Origin of the sequence: Mycolicibacterium pallens (assembly GCF_019456675.1) — a bacterium.
GTDB lineage: Bacteria > Actinomycetota > Actinomycetes > Mycobacteriales > Mycobacteriaceae > Mycobacterium > Mycobacterium crocinum.
This window is the reverse complement of the sequence record NZ_CP080333.1, coordinates 3,804,323-3,817,909: the sequence shown is the minus strand read 5'-3', so window position 1 is coordinate 3,817,909 and position 13,587 is coordinate 3,804,323. Positions and strand designations below refer to the sequence as shown.

The following is a 13,587-nucleotide window of genomic DNA, read 5'->3' as shown; positions in this document are numbered from 1 at the left end:
GCCCGTGTTGCAGGCTGGGCGCCCGGATTGGACGTCATGACAGACCCAACGAGGCCGGCGGTCGGCCTGTCGGTCGGTGCGACCACACTGGCCGCTGTCACCCCGGATAACTCCGTCACCCACCCCGCCGTCTTCACGCTGCCCAGCGGCGTGGTGATCACCGACTTCGTCGACCGGGTCGGCGACCCGGTCGGGATCGTGGCATCCGACGGCTCGGTGCACCGCGCGGAAAATTTGCTGGCCGAGGCGCTGCGTTCGCTGGCCTATGCCGCCACCTCGGGCCGGCCGCTGCCGCGGACCACCGCGATCACCTACCCCGCGCATTGGCGGCCGCCGGCCGTCGACGCGCTGCGCCGCGCGATCCGGCAGATACCCGAGTGGTCGGCCGAAGAGCCGCTGTTCGTCGCGGACACCACCGCCGCACTGACCGCACTGACCGCTAACCCCGGCCTGCCCACCCGCGGTGTGATCGCCCTGTGTGATTTCGGGGGCAGCGGAACGTCGATCACCCTGGTCGACGGTGCCACCTCCGCGCCGATCGCGCCGACCCTGCGCCACCCCGACTTCTCCGGTGACCTGATCGACCAGGGCCTGCTGGCGCATGTGATCGCCGAGCTGTCGGCAGGCGGAACGCTCGACGTCACCGGCACCTCGGCGATCGGATCGCTGACCCGGTTGCGGGCCGAGTGCCGGGCGGCCAAGGAGCGGCTGTCGACGGTCACCGTCACCGCGCTGCCCGCCGAGCTGCCCAACTTCCGCGGCGACGTCCGGCTCACCCGCACCGAGCTCGACGGCGCGATGGGCCACGCGCTGAATGAATTCGTCGCCGTCCTGCAGGACGCCCTGGCCCGCAACGGGGTGCGGCCGGCCCACCTGGCGGCGGTCGCCTCGATCGGCGGCGCCGCCGCGATCCCGGTGATCACCACGACCCTGTCCGAGCACCTACGTGTTCCGGTGATCACCACCCCGCGCCCGGCGCTCACCGGCGCCATCGGCGGCGCGCTGCGGGCAACCCGGGGGCCGGCCGACGACAGCGCCACCGCGATGGCGCCGGCACCGGTCGTCCCCGTCGCCCCGTTCGAAACGGCGCCCGCTCCGGCCACCGGTGTCGCGCTGGCCTGGTCCGAGGCACCCGACGTGCCGGACCTCGCGCCCGCCGTCGAGCCCGTGGCGCCGGCTGCCGCTGTGCGACCGCTGCTGGACTTCGAATCCGACCCCGAACCGGCTGACTCCGCAGAGGCCGCGCCCGCCTGGTACCGGCGTCCGATGCCGGTGGTCGCGGCCGCCCTGCTGGTCATCTTGATGGCCGGCGCCGGAACCGCGGTCGCTCTGCGCGCCGACAGCAGCGCCGAACCCGTGACGCCCGCGCCGAGCGTGACGACCACGCCGCAGGCCGCCGCTCCCGCTCCGCCCGCGCCGACCGGTGACCCGACGGCAGCGCCGGTGCAGAACCAGGCGGTGCAGCAGGCCCCCGCGCCGCAGACGGTGGTGCAGCAGGCGCCCGCCCCGGTGACGGTGGTGCAGCAGGCGCCGGCGCCACCGCCGGTCACGGCCCAGGCGCCACCGCCACCGCCGCCGGTCACCGAGACGCAGACGACGACGGTCGTCACCACCGAGGTGTCCACGCCGCCGCCGGTGACACAGACCGAGACGCAGACGGTCGCTCCGCCGACGCAGCAGCCTCAGCAGCCGCGGTTCATCCCGACCATTCCGCCGATTCCGACGATTCCGGGTATCCCGCAGATCTTCGTGCAACCGCCGCCCTCAGGCTGACCGGCGCCGCTTCTCCAGCACTACCAGTGCCAGCGGGATGGACATCTGCGCCGGTGCCGCCGTGAGCGCAGCGGCCAGGGCGTCGTGCAGCTGATCGACGAATTCGCGGCGCCGCTTACTGCGCCGGTCGCGGCCCCGGCCGGCGTCGGCGTCGGTGTCCACCGCGGCGGCAAGCGTGGGAAACATCGAACCACGAAGGAAGTCAGCCCAATTGGTGCCGAAGGCGGCGGCGTCTTTGTCGCTCTGATACTGCGCCCAGAACCGGTCCTCGCCGTTGAACAGTTCGATGTCCTCGATCGACAGACCTTCGAACCGGCCCGACGGGTGAAACGGCGCACGAAAGTCCTTCTCGTCGCGGCCCGTTGAGGGAACCGACATGCGACGCACCTCGTCGTCGGTGATCAGGCCGTCGGCGACGAATTGGTCCAAGGCGGTCATGATCGCGTCGAACGCGACCTCGAATCCCGAAGTGCCATCGGGCTTCAGCCCGACCGTCAGCACAAGCAGCCGACCCCCCGGCGCCAGTTCACGACCGCGGAAGGCGATGAAGTCGCGCCAGTCCTCGGCGGCCTGGCGGGCGTAGGCGCGGCGTGCGTCGTCGTCGGTGCTGTAGGAGATCTCGATGTGGTCGGGAATCGGCATCGGCACCCGCCGCAGCCAATGGATCGCCCACGAACTCCAGCCCAGCGCGATGCTGTCCGAGGGGAGGATCTGGCTGTAGAACGACCGGCCCACCACCGAGGCGTAGGTGGCCGAATCCTTTTTCAGGTAGCTGTCCTGATCATCGGCCAGCGTGCTGAACAACGTGGTGAAATCGTTTCCGGGGACGTCGGTGTGGGCGACCAGGATGGCGTGGTCGGTGCGGGTGCGTTTGCGGATGATGTCGATTGCCGCCCCGATCGGCAGCAGCGAGTTGTAGCCCGTCGCCGCCCCGTAGTCGGCGATCGCGATGGGCTGCGGCGCCCGCGGGATCGCGATGCTACGGGCTGCCTCTTCGAAACGTGCTGTGGCAGTTCGCAATCCAGCTGCCTGCAGCCGCGAGGATTCGGTATAGGTGTGGCTGCCCATCGGCTGCGGGCGCACCACGATGCTGGATTCGCGCATGTCAGCTCCTGCGGCGGCGGTGCAGCAATAACCCGACCACCAGACCCACGACCGCCATCGCGGTCAACAGCAGCCACATCGGCGATTCAACGGTGATCCACAGGACGTGCACCCGCTGGCGCTCGCGGTTCTGGGCGATGAAGATCGCTGCGAGAACCACCAGGGTGATGGCCAGCCAGTAGCGCAGAGCGAACCGCCGCACCGCACCACCGGCGGGCTTGTCGACTTCGTCTCTGGACATCGCAACCTCCCCCTTTGTGCCGATGCGTTGACGTTAGTCGCTGTCGGCTAGTTCGTCGGATAACTCACGCCGGTCAGCTTCTCGGACAGTTGCCACAGACGCCGAGAATCCTCGACGTTGGCGGCCCGGCCGGGGATCTGCGCCTCGGTCACGCCGCCACCGGCGAGCTCCTGGAATCCGCGCGGGCCGTAGAACTCGGCTCCTCTGGCTTTCGGGTCGACGGCCGAGTACAGCACGGGGATGATGCCCTCGTCGACCTCCTGCCACATGAAAGGCAGGTAGCGCCAGCTGAACTGGTAGAAGCGCGCCAACGCGGTCGGCTTCGCGCGACCGTGGGACGGCCCGCTGATCTGGAGGTTGGTCTTGCACAACCCGGGGTGGGCGGCGTTGGACGTCAAGCCCCACCCGAGTCGGCGGCTGATCCGGTCGAGTTCGATCGCGAACATCAACGTCGCGCTTGGACTGGCCGTAGGACAGGTTGGCCGAGTAGCTGCGCTCGAAATTGGGATCGTCGAAGTTGATCCGGCCAAAGCGGGCCGCCAGGCTGCTCAGCGACACCACGCGCGGATTGTCGGCGGCGCGCAGCAGTGGCAGCAGGTGGGCCGTCAGTGCGAAATGGCCGAGGTGGTTGCAGCCGAATTGCAGCTCGAACCCGTCAGCGGTGGTGTCGCGCTCGGGCGGCTGCATCACGCCGGCGTTGTTGACCAGGATGTCGATCGGGCGGCCTTCTGCGTTCAGTTCCGCACCGAGTTCGGCGACGCTGGCCAGCGAGGACAGGTCGAGGTTCTTGATGGTCAGTTTGGCGTCGGGGACCTCGGCGCGGATGTCGGCGATCGCGGCTTCGCCCTTGGCGCGGTTGCGGATCGCCATGACCACGTCGGCGCCTGCGGCGGCGAAGCGTTTGGTGACGCCGAGTCCCAGTCCGCTGTTGGAACCGGTGACGACGGCGAGTTTCCCGGAGAGGTCGGGGAGGGTGAGGGCGAGATCAGTCATGCCGGCGACGTTAACAGAACAACGGTCTGATAACAAGAGAACGCTGGTCTGCTAAATTGAAGCCCGTGACTTCGACGTTTCAGCGCGCCAGGCGGCCCGAGCAGCTGGCCGCCCGCCGCTCGGCGATCCTTACCGCGGCGCGGGCGGCACTGTCCGAGAAAGGGGTCGACGGAGTCACGCTGCGTGACATCAGCGAGCGGGTGGGTCTGGCGAAGTCCAACGTGCTGCGCTACTTCGACACCCGAGAGGCGATCCTCCTCGAGGTGCTGCACGAGGAGTGCCGGGACTGGGTGGCGGAGCTCGAGCGACAGCTGGGGCGGCCGCGGGCGCGAAAGCCCGGCTATGCGACCGAGATTCGGTTCGCCGGTGTCGTCACCGACACGCTTGTGGAGCGGCGGTTGATGTGTGAGCTGCTGGGCGCGATGGCCGGTGTGCTGGAGCGCAACATCTCCGGTCAGTTCGCCCGTGACTTCAAAGTCCGGGTCATGCAGAGCATCGCAACGGTGTCCGAGCTGGCCGCCCGTCAGCTGCCGTGGCTGCCAGACGAGTTCGCGGCGTTTTTCGGCGAGGGAACGTTGAGTCTCGTCGCCGGCATGTTCCCGTTCTCGGTGCCCACCGAGTCGATGCGCGACGTGATCTCCGAACTCGGCTTTCCAGACCCGCATACCCGGTTCGTCGAGGGCCTGCGGACGGGGCTGGTGACCTGGCTGATAGGAGCCGCGGCGCAGAGCCCGGCGTGACACACTTTCTCACCATGGCCGGCACCAAGACTGTCTCCCGCATCCTGACGCTCTCGGGAATCTTGATGATGGTGATCGGTGGTGTCGGTTTCATCATCGTGATGGTCCTCAACGCGTTCGTGCTCGACGAGTTCGACGCCTACGGCGAGGTCCCGATTCCCGGTTCTGCTCAGGTGCAGCTGCCGGCCGGCCAGGCGCAGATCAGCTTCCACACCTCGGTCACCGGGTCGCCGTCCAGCGGTTTCCCGTTGCCGTCGTTGCGGTTGAACATCGTTCCGCCGGAGGGGGTCGCGGACCCGGTGCTGACCGAGAACCACGGCACTCTGACGACGGTCAACAGTGACACCCACATCCGGATCTGGACCGCTGAAATTCCCGCGGCCGGTACCTACCAGATTCGCACCGACGGGCAGGTGAACGGCTACATCAATCCGCGGCTGGCGTTCGGCAAGGAAAGCGGCTCAGGATATCTGCCCTGGGTGTTCGGCGGGATCTTCGGACTGGGCCTGCTGGACCTGATCGCATCGCTGATTTTGCGCAGGCAACAGCCCACGGTTGCGCAGTTCACCCCAGCTCACCAGTACACGCCGTCGGATCAAGGAGTACGGCTGGAGCAACTGAAAACTCTGGCTGCTCTGCGGGATTCGGGAGCGCTGACACAAGACGAGTTCGACGCGGAGAAGCGCAGGATCCTGGGCGAGTAGGCTCAAACGCCGTGAAGGCTGTCAGCTGTGTGCACGGAACGTTGTCGGTGATCGAGATGCCCGCCCCGAAGCCCGCGGACGGTCAGCTGGTGGTCAATGTCGCCAGCTGTGGCATCTGCGGATCGGATCTGCATGCCAAGGACCATGCCGACGAGGTGCGCAGCAACGCCGACGAGATGGGCTACCGCGACTTCATGCGCAGCGACACCCCCGTGGTGATGGGTCACGAGTTCTCCGGGGAGGTCGCCGAGCGCGGCCGCAAGACCCCGAAGGGCTTCAGGGTCGGCACCCGAGTGGTGTCCTTCCCGCTGGTGCGCGGTCACGGTGGTGTGCACTTGACCGGGCTGTCTCCGCTTGCTCCGGGCGGGTACGCCGAGCAGGTCCTGGTTCAGGCGGCCATGACGTTCGCAGTGCCCAACGGTCTGTCGCTGGACGTCGCCGCGCTCACCGAGCCGATGGCGGTCGCACTGCACGCAGTGCGGCGCGGTGAGATCAAGAAGAGCGACACAGCCATCGTGATCGGCTGCGGGCCAGTCGGTTTGGGGATCATCTGCCAGCTGAAAACGTTGGGGGTGGCCACCATCGTGGCCAGTGACTTCTCGCCGGCTCGGCGAGCGCTGGCCGCGCGGTGCGGCGCCCACATCGTCGTCGATCCGAAGGTGGATTCGCCGTACGAACAGGCGTCCAAGCCGCTCGACGCTCCGGCCCTCTACGAGGGCGGTATGAGCGCGATGGAGAGACTTCGGAAGCTTCCCGGATGGCAGCACGTCTATCGCGTCGCCGACGCGCTGGGCGCGGTAGCGCCCAAGCGGCCGGTGATCTTTGAATGTGTCGGCGTGCCCGGCGTGCTGGACGGGATCATCGGTGCGGCGCCGCTGAACTCACGGGTGGTCGTCGCCGGGGTGTGCATGGGTGCAGACCGGATACGGCCGTCGATGGCCAACGTCAAAGAGGTCGACCTGCGATTCGTATTCGCTTACACGCCACTGGAATTCCGCGACACCCTGCACATGCTGGCCGACGGCAAGCTCGACGCGTCCGCGTTGGTGACGGGGAAGGTCGGCCTCGACGGTGTCGCGGCCGCCTTCGACGCCCTGGGTGATCCGGAAGTGCACGCGAAAATCCTGGTCGATCCCAGCAGTTCGGTGATTACGCCCTAACGGCCGACGGGCTGGGCGGCCATTGCTTTGACGTCGGCGGTATGCAGCGGATGACCGCCGACGCCCCAGTCGCCACTGCTGACCTCCTCGACCACCACCCAGGTGACGGGTCGCATGGTCTCGCCCTCGATGTCGACCATGGCGTCGGTGACCTTCTGGATGATCTCCTGCTTCTGTGCCGCCGAGAACACTCCCTCGATGACCTTCACGTTGACGAATGGCATCGCCTTCTCCTTTTCTATTCTCCTGCCGGCCAGCGGAATTGCTGGCCGAGTCCATGGATGTCCGCGAAGCGCGGTGCGTTCGGTTCGAGCGGTAGCCGAAGTCCGTTGACCAGGTAGCTGATCATGCGGTAGTAGCCGGCAAGCATGAGCAATTCGATGATCGCCTCGTCTGAGTGGTATTCAGTCAGGCTCTGCCACAGGTCGTCATCAACAGTGCAGAACTGATGCAAGCTGTCACAGAGTCGGATGAGGACTCGGTCCTCGTCGGACCAAACATCTTCGCTCGCATCGCGTTCCACGAGTGCTGCGATCTGCGGTTCATCCAGTTCTGCCTTGGTGGCGTACGCCGCCACATGCACACCCCACTCGTATTCGGCATTGCACAATGCGGTTGTGCGGTCGATGACGATTTCGCGCTGCCGGATGGTCAGGTGTCCCCGGTCGAGAAGTCCCGCACTGAAGAGCTTGAAGAACAGCCGACGATCGCGGGCCAGCGTGGTGAAGAGAACGAGCGGTTCACCGCCTCGCATCACTGCGTCGATGCTGCCTTGGATGTCCGCGGGCAGCGGAGAGGCGGCCGGAGCCACACGGGCGCTATGATTCTTATAGCGTGTCATGGTTGCGACGATGCCCACACGTGCTACAAAATGTAAAGCATGAATGTTCCCAAGCTTGGCCGGCCTGTGCGTGGCTCGTCGAGTGGGCGCCCGATCATGGTCGTTCTGGATGTGCTCGGTCGGCGCGGCGCACTGCGCGTGTTGTGGGAATTACGCGATGGGCCATTGACTTTCCGCGCGCTTCAGGAAGCGTGCGAAACCAATCCGGGCTCGCTCAACGCGCGCCTGAAGGACTTACGCGAGCTTGGAACCGTCGTGCACGACGACGGCGGTTATCGCCTGACCGACAGTGGTCATAGCCTCATGAAGACTCTCAACAGTCTCCAAAGCTGGTCCGAGCGCTGGGCCTCGGGCGCTCAGTCGCAGAGCTAGCTGCCCTTGGCAACCCACTCGTCGTAGTTCACCAACTCGTCGCCGATCCGCGTGGTGTCTCCGTGGCCGGTGTAGACGACGGTGTCGGCGGGCAGCTTGCCGAGTTTGTCCTTGATCGACCCGAGGATGGTCGGGAAGTCGGAGAATGACCGGCCGGTCGCGCCGGGGCCGCCCTGGAACAGGGTGTCGCCGGAGAACACCGCACCGAGTGCCGGTGCGTAGAGGCAGGTGGAGCCGGGGGAGTGTCCGGGAGTGGCGATCGCGTGCAGCTCGATGCCGTCGGCCTTGAGCACCTGACCGTCGGAAATCGTGCGGAACTCCTTGTCGCCGTGCGTCATCCGCCACAGCATGTCGTCGGCAGGATTCAATAACACTGGGGCGTCGAGATCGGCGGACAGTTGCGGCGCGACGGTGATGTGGTCGTTGTGGCCGTGAGTGCACACCACCGCGACGACGTGCCGGTTGCCGACCGCATCCTCGATGGCCTTGGCGTTGTGAGCGGCGTCGATGACGATCACCTCGGAGTCGTCGCCGACGATCCAGATGTTGTTGTCGACTTCCCAACTGCCACCGTCGAGTTCGAAGGTGCCGTGGGTGACAACCCGCTCGATGCCGCTCACAGCACGACCACCGAGCGCAGCACCTCACCGGCGTGCATCTTGTGGAAGGCGTCTTCGATGGCATCGAGGCTGATACGTTCGGAGACGAACTTCTCCAGGGGGAGCCGACCTTGGCGGTAGAGGCTGATCAGGGTGGGGAAGTCGCGTTCGGGCAGGCAGTCGCCGTACCACGAGGACTTCAACGATCCGCCGCGGGAGAAGAAGTCGACCAGCGGCATCTCGAGTGTCATATCGGGGGTCGGAACACCCACCAGGACAACGGTTCCGGCGAGGTCGCGGCCGTAGAAGGCCTGCTTCCAGGTCTCCGGGCGGCCGACGGCGTCGATCACGACATCGGCGCCGAACCCGTCGGTCAGGTCTTGCAGGGTCTCGACGACGTCGAGCTCCTTGGCATTGATGATGTGGGTGGCGCCGAACTCGCGCGCCCACTGGAGTTTCTTGTTGTCCATGTCGATGGCGATGATCTTCTTCGCACCGACCAGCGCGGCCCCGGCGATCGCGGCGTCACCGACGCCGCCGCACCCGATGACGGCCACGGTGTCGTCGCGGGTGACCGCACCGGTGTTGATCGCGGCACCCAGGCCGGCCATCACCCCGCAGCCCAGCAGGCCGGCGACGGCGGGGTCGGCTTCGGGATCGACCTTGGTGCACTGGCCTTCGTGGACCAGGGTCTTGTCGGCGAAGGCGCCGATGCCCAGGGCGGGGGTCAGTTCGGTGCCGTCGGTCAGGGTCATCTTCTGGGCGGCGTTGTGGGTGTTGAAGCACAGGTGCGGGCGGCCGCGTTTGCACGCCCGGCATTGCCCGCACACCGCACGCCAGTTGAGGATGACGAAGTCACCGGGTTCGACGTTGGTGACGCCCTCGCCGATCGCTTCGACGGTGCCGGCGGCCTCGTGGCCGAGCAGGAAGGGGTACTCGTCGTTGATGCCGCCTTCGCGGTAAGTCAGATCGGTGTGGCACACCCCGCAGGCGATGATGTCGACAACCACCTCACCCGGGCCGGGGTCGGGGATCACGATGTCGACCAACTCGACGGGCTGTTTCTTGGATCGCGAGATCACACCGCGCACTGTCTGGCTCATGGGCCAAACACTAGCGCGGGGGATACCGAATGCGCCGTGCGTGTCCCGCTCGGGCGATACGGTGAAGACTTGCTTACCGCGATCCTTCACACCCAGGCCGACCTGCTGATCACGGCCCGTGCCGCCTACCGCCGCGGCGACTTCGAAACCAGCTATGCGGCGTTCTCCCGCGCCGGCGCCGTGGGTCCGTTGGCGCTTGACGATCTCGATGCGATGGCGACATCTGCGTTGCGGCTCGGCCACCAACGCGAGGCGATGCGGGTCGGTGAACTCGTCTACGTCCGGTTGGCGCGAACCGATCCCAATGCGGCCGCGGGCAAGGCGGTCGAACTGGGGTCGGCGTGGTTGTCGCGGGGTGAGGTATCCGTCGGGCAGGCGTGGATCAGTCGGGCGCGCGGACTGCTGGCCGAGGCGCCGGACAGCCCCGCCTCCGTTCGACTGACCTATCTGGAAACGGTCGTCGCCGTAGTGAGCGACGACAGCGATCTCGCGGCCGAACGCTCCGCGGTGCTGCGCGCGATGACGTTGGTTGGCGCAGCACCGGCGGCCGCCGGTGAGGCGTACTACCAGCTCGGTGAACTCCGGCGCCGTCGCGGTGATATCGACGGAGCGTTCGCGGCGTATGCCCGAGCCCGCGAATCGGGTGTCGTGCCGCAACCCGGTGCGGCGCTATTGCGCTGCGCACTGGGCGATGTGGACACCGCGCGGGCCGAGGTGCGGGCAGCGATCGAGGAGGCCGACCCGCGCCACCTGCCGCGGCTGCTGCGCGGTGCGGTCGAAATTGCTTTGGCTGCAGGCGAACTCGATGAGGCCGACGATTACTTGCGCGCGTTGGAGTCTGCCGATGGCGTGGATTCTGCGATGCGTGGGGCGGTGCTTGTGCGCCGTGGCCGATATCGCGAGGCGCTGACAGTATTGCGGGCGGCGCTGCGAGAGCCACGGGTGCGCGAGTCGGCGTCTGCGGTGGCCGAGGTTCACGAGTGGATCGAGCGGGCCTACACCGGTCTGCTGACGGCGCCCGCGTAGCCTGATCTTGATGGCCACGCCACTCGACTCGATCGCCGACTGGCCGTGCCCGGCCGCCGCCGCCGCAGTGGTGGGCAGCGCCGGGGTCCTGGCCGAGTACGGCGACACCGCTCGCCGATTCCGGCTCGCATCGGTGACCAAACCGCTCGCGGCGCGCGCTGCGCAGGTGGCGATCGAAGAGGGCGTCGTGGAGTTGGACACCCCCGCGGGTCCGCCGGGCAGCACGGTCCGGCATCTGCTGTCGCACGCCTCGGGGCTCTCGATGCATTCGGCGGAGGTGATGGCCGAGCCCGGGAAACGGCGGGTCTATTCGAACTACGGCTTCCAGGTGCTGGCCGAGACGATCGAAGCCGAGTCCGGGATCGAATTCGGTCGGTATCTGGCCGAGGCGGTGTTCGAACCCCTGGGGATGGCCGCATCGGAGTTGGACGGCGGCGCGGAGGCGGCCGGCTTCGGCGGGGTGTCGACGGTGGCCGATCTGACGGCGTTCGCCGCTGACCTGCTGGCGCCGAAGACAGTGTCGGCTCAGCTGCACAAGCAGACGATCAGCGTGCAGTTCCCGGGCCTGACCGGGGTGCTGCCGGGGTTCGGGGTGCAGCGGCCCAATGACTGGGGGCTGGGCTTCGAGATCCGGGACGACAAGTCGCCGCATTGGACCGGCTCGGCGAACTCGCCTCGGACGTTCGGCCACTTCGGCCAGACCGGCACCTTCATCTGGGTGGAGCCGGAACTGGCGTTGTCGCTGGTAGTGCTCACGGACCGGGATTTCGACGAGTGGGCCAAACCGGCCTGGCGGGCGCTCTCTGATGAAGTTCTGAGAGAGTACGCACCGCACTAGCGCAACACAGGCCTCACAAGGCACAATAGACACGCACGACACTATTGCAACTCGGTTACACCAGGTCGTTGGGGAAGACGTCCCTCGTAGAGCCGAAGGAGCAAGGTGATGCGTGCGTCGAACCAGTTCGCCGATGCGACGACTGGCGTGGTGTACATCCACGCCTCTCCCGCAGCGGTATGCCCACATGTCGAGTGGGCTCTGTCGTCGACCCTGAATGCCAGGGCGAACTTGAAGTGGACCCCACAGCCGGCGATGCCTGGGCAGTTGCGGGCGGTGACCAACTGGGTTGGTCCCGTCGGCACCGGTGCCCGGCTGGCGAATGCGCTGCGCTCGTGGTCGGTTCTGCGGTTCGAGGTCACCGAGGATCCCAGCGCCGGCGTGGACGGCGAGCGGTTCTGCCATACGCCGCAGCTCGGTCTGTGGGCCGGAACGATGAGTGCCAACGGCGACATCATGGTTGGCGAGATGCGACTGCGGACCCTGATGTCCTCGGGCGCCGACACGCTGGCCGCTGAGCTCGACTCCGTGCTCGGCACGGCATGGGATGAGGCGCTCGAGCCGTACCGCGATGGCGGTGACGGCGGCGAGGTGAGTTGGCTCAGCAGGGGAGTCGGCTAAGCCACACCGATCAGAACGGTGGGGGTCGGGTGCGTTCGGCGACGCGGGCGTCGTTGAGTTTGCGCTCGGCTGTGATGCGGTGAGCGCGTTGGGCTGCCCGGGTTTTGCGCCGGGTGGGCATCATGATGCCGATCGTTGGTGGCGGTTCCCCTTGCGGTGGCGGCAGGGCCGCGGTGGTGGTGTTCCACGTCGGCAGGAATAGGTGACTGCCGGGTCTGGTGATGTACGTGCGTCCGGTCGGTGAGGTCCACGTGATGGTGCCGTCGGGGTGTTGACGATCCGACCAGCCGGCGTAGAAGGTCTTGAGCAGATGGTGTTTTCGGCACACACAGGCCAGGTTGGACGGGTGCGTCGGGCCGAACGGCCAGGCGATGGTGTGGTCGACATCGCAAAACTCGGCGGGCACATCGCAATTCGGGAAGCGACACGTCATGTCCCGCATCCGCACGAATTCATCCAGCGCTGTGGACGGGCGGTACTGCGGTTCGGGCTCATTCTTCGGACGGCGTACGTACCGCACTTTCGCACCAGAATTGATGAGCTGGGCCAGCAGCGGTGTTGGCACGGTGCCCCGATGGCCGGTCATCACCCCAATGGGCGCCCTGCGGTTCGCAGCTTCGGATGAGGTGTCGGGCTGCTCACCGTGGCTGACGCGATCGGCTTGCTCCTGGAGCGCCTCGGCCTCGGCCACCACATGCACCACCACACTGGCTGCCCGGCCGTCGTCACTGGCTGCGGGGCATTCGGGGTTGCCGCATAGACACGCCAAGCGGTCCGCGCCGGCGGCCATGGCGCCCATGGCATCGGAGCGGCGCTGGGCGATGGTGCGTGGATCGTCCTCGCACACCGAATACGCAATCTGCGTCAAACGGCGCTGCACCACCGCGCCGTCGACGACGGTCACCGCGCCCCGAATCTCGACGACTCCATCACGGGCGTTCTGCATGTCGACCACGACGTCGCGATCCCGGGCCCTCGACCGCACCCGGCGCACCGCACCCGGGTCGTAACGATCTACCCAGTAGTCGATGGCGCGCTGCAACTTCAGCGCCGACAACGCACCCCAGGCAACTGCATCCTCGGCAATCGCCTTGTCCACCAACGCCCAGGTTGCTCGGTCTTGGATCAGGTAGGTGCGATCGGTGATCGCCTCACATACCCGATAACTCAACACGCCCGCCGCGAACAGCTCCGCCACCCTCGGCAACCGATGCCGCAGCGACATTGCCATCAACATCTCGCTCGAAGCCCGACCGGAAGTGATGTGCAACGCCGCCGACACCTCGGCGACCGCGGCATCCCACTCGTCACAGGCCCAGTGCGCGTGCTCGTTGTCTGCGCAGCGCCGCGCTACCAACTCGCCGATGGCTGCGACCCGCCGCGCAGCGTCCTGGGCCTCGCTACGCGCGAAGTCGACGAGGGCATCCACCACGCCCGCATCGCTCGCGGAACCCAACCCGGCATCGAACATA

Annotated in this window: 15 protein-coding genes and 1 pseudogene; 8 read left to right on the top strand and 8 right to left on the bottom strand. The window is 67.1% G+C overall.

Features of this window, described 5'->3' with window-relative positions; translation table 11 throughout:
• Positions 1-36 precede the first annotated feature (36 nt).
• Positions 37-1,773: an Hsp70 family protein gene (locus K0O64_RS18740; RefSeq protein WP_071943376.1), complete on the top strand. Its 1,737-nt coding sequence runs from the start codon at positions 37-39 to the stop codon at positions 1,771-1,773.
• Here the strand turns inward: K0O64_RS18740 and K0O64_RS18735 are convergent.
• The 3 genes and pseudogenes from K0O64_RS18735 to K0O64_RS18725 form a co-directional block, all read right to left on the bottom strand.
• Positions 1,765-2,877 carry a class I SAM-dependent methyltransferase gene (locus K0O64_RS18735; protein WP_071943378.1) on the bottom strand — a complete coding sequence of 371 codons (1,113 nt, stop codon included), beginning with the start codon at positions 2,875-2,877 and terminating at the stop codon, positions 1,765-1,767. The two genes, K0O64_RS18740 and K0O64_RS18735, sit on opposite strands and share 9 nt — an antisense overlap.
• Before the next feature lies 1 nt (position 2,878).
• Complete coding sequence (locus K0O64_RS18730) at positions 2,879-3,118, bottom strand: DUF1049 domain-containing protein (RefSeq protein WP_071943380.1); 240 nt, start codon at positions 3,116-3,118, stop codon at positions 2,879-2,881.
• A 47-nt stretch (positions 3,119-3,165) separates the two neighbouring features.
• Positions 3,166-4,111 (bottom strand): annotated as a pseudogene (locus K0O64_RS18725) (SDR family oxidoreductase).
• Positions 4,112-4,176: 65 nt separating this feature from the next.
• Here K0O64_RS18725 and K0O64_RS18720 point away from each other — a divergent pair.
• The 3 genes from K0O64_RS18720 to K0O64_RS18710 are packed head-to-tail and all read left to right on the top strand — an operon-like array spanning position 4,177 to position 6,715.
• On the top strand, positions 4,177-4,851 hold the full coding sequence (locus K0O64_RS18720) for a TetR/AcrR family transcriptional regulator (protein WP_096311742.1): 675 nt from the start codon (positions 4,177-4,179) through the stop codon (positions 4,849-4,851).
• Between the two features lie 14 nt (positions 4,852-4,865).
• The gene (locus tag K0O64_RS18715) at positions 4,866-5,555 is read left to right on the top strand and encodes an SHOCT domain-containing protein (RefSeq protein WP_071949723.1); all 690 of its coding nucleotides are present in this window, start codon (positions 4,866-4,868) and stop codon (positions 5,553-5,555) included.
• 11 nt (positions 5,556-5,566) lie between these two features.
• Positions 5,567-6,715, top strand: coding sequence for a zinc-binding dehydrogenase (locus K0O64_RS18710; RefSeq protein ID WP_071943383.1), 1,149 nt, complete (start codon positions 5,567-5,569; stop codon positions 6,713-6,715).
• On the opposite strand, the gene K0O64_RS18705 is transcribed toward K0O64_RS18710, so the two are convergent.
• Together K0O64_RS18705 and K0O64_RS18700 are read right to left on the bottom strand one after the other, a co-directional pair.
• The gene (locus K0O64_RS18705) at positions 6,712-6,939 is read right to left on the bottom strand and encodes a tautomerase family protein (RefSeq protein WP_071943385.1); all 228 of its coding nucleotides are present in this window, start codon (positions 6,937-6,939) and stop codon (positions 6,712-6,714) included. The genes K0O64_RS18710 and K0O64_RS18705 overlap by 4 nt on opposite strands.
• 14 nt (positions 6,940-6,953) lie before the next feature.
• Entirely contained in the window at positions 6,954-7,574 is a 621-nt protein-coding gene (locus K0O64_RS18700) for a carboxymuconolactone decarboxylase family protein (RefSeq protein WP_225933483.1), read from the bottom strand.
• Positions 7,575-7,595: 21 nt separating this feature from the next.
• On the opposite strand from K0O64_RS18700, the gene K0O64_RS18695 reads away from it, so the two are divergent.
• Positions 7,596-7,928, top strand: coding sequence for a winged helix-turn-helix transcriptional regulator (locus K0O64_RS18695; RefSeq protein ID WP_071943387.1), 333 nt, complete (start codon positions 7,596-7,598; stop codon positions 7,926-7,928).
• Here the strand turns inward: K0O64_RS18695 and K0O64_RS18690 are convergent.
• Both K0O64_RS18690 and K0O64_RS18685 read right to left on the bottom strand, forming a co-directional pair.
• Positions 7,925-8,548, bottom strand: a complete 624-nt coding sequence (locus K0O64_RS18690; RefSeq protein WP_071943389.1) for an MBL fold metallo-hydrolase — start codon at positions 8,546-8,548, stop codon at positions 7,925-7,927. The genes K0O64_RS18695 and K0O64_RS18690 overlap by 4 nt on opposite strands.
• Positions 8,545-9,630, bottom strand: coding sequence for an S-(hydroxymethyl)mycothiol dehydrogenase (locus K0O64_RS18685; RefSeq protein WP_071943391.1), 1,086 nt, complete (start codon positions 9,628-9,630; stop codon positions 8,545-8,547). The genes K0O64_RS18690 and K0O64_RS18685 overlap by 4 nt, the downstream gene beginning before the upstream one ends.
• A 69-nt stretch (positions 9,631-9,699) precedes the next feature.
• Between K0O64_RS18685 and K0O64_RS18680 the strand changes: the two genes are divergently transcribed.
• The 3 genes from K0O64_RS18680 to K0O64_RS18670 all read left to right on the top strand — a co-directional run bounded on the left by K0O64_RS18680 (position 9,700) and on the right by K0O64_RS18670 (position 12,115).
• A complete protein-coding gene (locus tag K0O64_RS18680) occupies positions 9,700-10,656 on the top strand; it encodes a tetratricopeptide repeat protein (protein ID WP_125477455.1) in 957 nt (318 codons plus the stop codon).
• A gap of 10 nt (positions 10,657-10,666) precedes the next feature.
• A complete protein-coding gene (locus K0O64_RS18675; protein WP_071943395.1) occupies positions 10,667-11,494 on the top strand; it encodes a serine hydrolase domain-containing protein in 828 nt (275 codons plus the stop codon).
• A 108-nt stretch (positions 11,495-11,602) separates the two neighbouring features.
• Complete coding sequence (locus tag K0O64_RS18670) at positions 11,603-12,115, top strand: DUF3145 domain-containing protein (protein WP_071943397.1); 513 nt, start codon at positions 11,603-11,605, stop codon at positions 12,113-12,115.
• Positions 12,116-12,125: 10 nt separating this feature from the next.
• On the opposite strand, the gene K0O64_RS18665 is transcribed toward K0O64_RS18670, so the two are convergent.
• Positions 12,126-13,586: an HNH endonuclease signature motif containing protein gene (locus K0O64_RS18665; RefSeq protein ID WP_071943399.1), complete on the bottom strand. Its 1,461-nt coding sequence runs from the start codon at positions 13,584-13,586 to the stop codon at positions 12,126-12,128.
• Between the last annotated feature and the right edge of the window lies 1 nt (position 13,587).

What these genes read in the sequence shown, in the direction of transcription:
- K0O64_RS18740 (WP_071943376.1), top strand. Translation starts at nt 37, where the DNA reads ATGACAGACCCAACGAGGCCGGCGGTCGGCCTGTCGGTCGGTGCGACC.
- K0O64_RS18735 (WP_071943378.1), bottom strand. Translation starts at nt 2,877, where the DNA reads ATGCGCGAATCCAGCATCGTGGTGCGCCCGCAGCCGATGGGCAGCCAC.
- K0O64_RS18730 (WP_071943380.1), bottom strand. Translation starts at nt 3,118, where the DNA reads ATGTCCAGAGACGAAGTCGACAAGCCCGCCGGTGGTGCGGTGCGGCGG.
- K0O64_RS18715 (WP_071949723.1), top strand. Translation starts at nt 4,866, where the DNA reads ATGGCCGGCACCAAGACTGTCTCCCGCATCCTGACGCTCTCGGGAATC.
- K0O64_RS18705 (WP_071943385.1), bottom strand. Translation starts at nt 6,939, where the DNA reads ATGCCATTCGTCAACGTGAAGGTCATCGAGGGAGTGTTCTCGGCGGCA.
- K0O64_RS18695 (WP_071943387.1), top strand. Translation starts at nt 7,596, where the DNA reads ATGAATGTTCCCAAGCTTGGCCGGCCTGTGCGTGGCTCGTCGAGTGGG.
- K0O64_RS18685 (WP_071943391.1), bottom strand. Translation starts at nt 9,630, where the DNA reads ATGAGCCAGACAGTGCGCGGTGTGATCTCGCGATCCAAGAAACAGCCC.
- K0O64_RS18675 (WP_071943395.1), top strand. Translation starts at nt 10,667, where the DNA reads ATGGCCACGCCACTCGACTCGATCGCCGACTGGCCGTGCCCGGCCGCC.
- K0O64_RS18670 (WP_071943397.1), top strand. Translation starts at nt 11,603, where the DNA reads ATGCGTGCGTCGAACCAGTTCGCCGATGCGACGACTGGCGTGGTGTAC.
- K0O64_RS18665 (WP_071943399.1), bottom strand. Translation starts at nt 13,586, where the DNA reads ATGTTCGATGCCGGGTTGGGTTCCGCGAGCGATGCGGGCGTGGTGGAT.